The sequence below is a fragment of the Arachnia propionica genome (genome assembly GCF_003932785.1).
Classification (GTDB): domain Bacteria; phylum Actinomycetota; class Actinomycetes; order Propionibacteriales; family Propionibacteriaceae; genus Arachnia; species Arachnia propionica_B.
On record NZ_RQYT01000102.1, the window covers coordinates 1 to 1,354 of the forward strand.

General features: G+C 65.3%; 1 protein-coding gene. It reads right to left on the minus strand.

Annotated elements, in window-relative coordinates:
• Window positions 1-27: 27 nt before the first annotated feature.
• Window positions 28-1,301, minus strand: a protein-coding gene (locus EII35_RS15410; RefSeq protein WP_395858268.1) for an IS3 family transposase whose coding sequence is annotated in 2 segments (ribosomal slippage) — window positions 28-1,028 and window positions 1,028-1,301 — 1,275 coding nt in all. Because the reading frame shifts where the segments join, the coding sequence is not laid out codon by codon here.
• Window positions 1,302-1,354 lie beyond the last annotated feature (53 nt).

Here is a 1,354-nt window from a genome sequence, read left to right on the forward strand (position 1 = left end):
TGAAGCGCCTGAGGTTTTGCGCCGCTCCTATGCGGGTTCTTTCTCTTGGACAGTAGCAGCATAGTGGATGGTTTCGTGGTGGGCGGGGGTGGTGTAGTCGAGGGTGGAGTGGAGGCGGCGGTTGTTGTACCAGTCGACCCAGCTGGCGGTGGCGTACTCGACGTCGGCGCAGGTGGTGTAGGGGCCGTCGTGGAAGATGGTGGTGTGGATGCATTCGGTCTTGTAGAGGCCGTTGATGGTTTCCATCAAGGCGTTGTCGTAGGCGTCCCCGACGCTCCCGATCGAGCCGGTGATCCCTTCGAGTTCGAGGTGTTCGGTGTAGCGGATCGAGGTGTACTGGGAGCCTGCGTCGGAGTGATGGATCAGCTGCCCGGCCTGGATCGGGTGGCCTTGACGGTGGCGTTCCCACAACGCGATCCGCAGCGGGGTCTCGACCAAGGACACGTCCTTACGGGTCGCGGCGTGCCAGGCGAGGATGCGTTGGGAGAACACGTCGACGATGAACACCACGTAGACGAATCCGGCCCAGGTCCGCACGTAGGTGAAGTCGGTGACCCACACCCGGTTCGGGGCGGTGGCGGTGAAGTCCCGGTTGAGGAGGTCACCGGCCCGTTTGCCGTTCTTGGTGGGGATCGTGGTGCGGACCCTGCGGCCCCGCCTGACCCCGTTGAGACCCAGGGCCCGCATCGCCCGATCGACCGCCCCGGGGGTGGCCGGGATGCCGGTGTTGCGTACCGCCACCAGCATCTTCCGGCGCCCGTAGAGCCCTTCAGGAGTGAGTCTGCGACGCCCCTGGGCGTCGGTGGTGAACGCCAGCTCCTCGACTGTCTGACGGACCCTGGCGTCACTGACCGCCCTGGCAGAGGGCGGCCGGGTCCGCCATGCCCGGTAGGTTCGCGCAGCGATCTGACAGCCCTGCTCCCGCAGGACCCGACACACCGATTCGACCGTGAACCCCTGCTGACGCATCTCGTCGATGAACGAGATGATCAACGATTGCGGGGGTCGAACTCCCCCGCGAAGAAAACCGTGGCCGCCTTCAGGATCGCCACGTCCTCACGCAACCGCGCGTTCTCGGCCTTCAGCTTGCGGATCTGCTCCAGCTCCTGGCTGGTGACCCCCTCCCTGGATCCCTCATCGATCTCAGCCTGCTGCACCCACCGACGCAACGTCTCAGCCCCGATCCGTTCCATCCGGGCCACTGCCCGGCACGCCGCCGTCAACGACGAGTACTGGCCCCGATGTTCCTTCACCAACCGCACCGCACGAGCCTTCACCGCGGGATCAATCTTCTTCGGCATGATGCCAACCTTCCCACCCCAGAAAGGACCGGCACGAAACCTGGGGCGCTTCA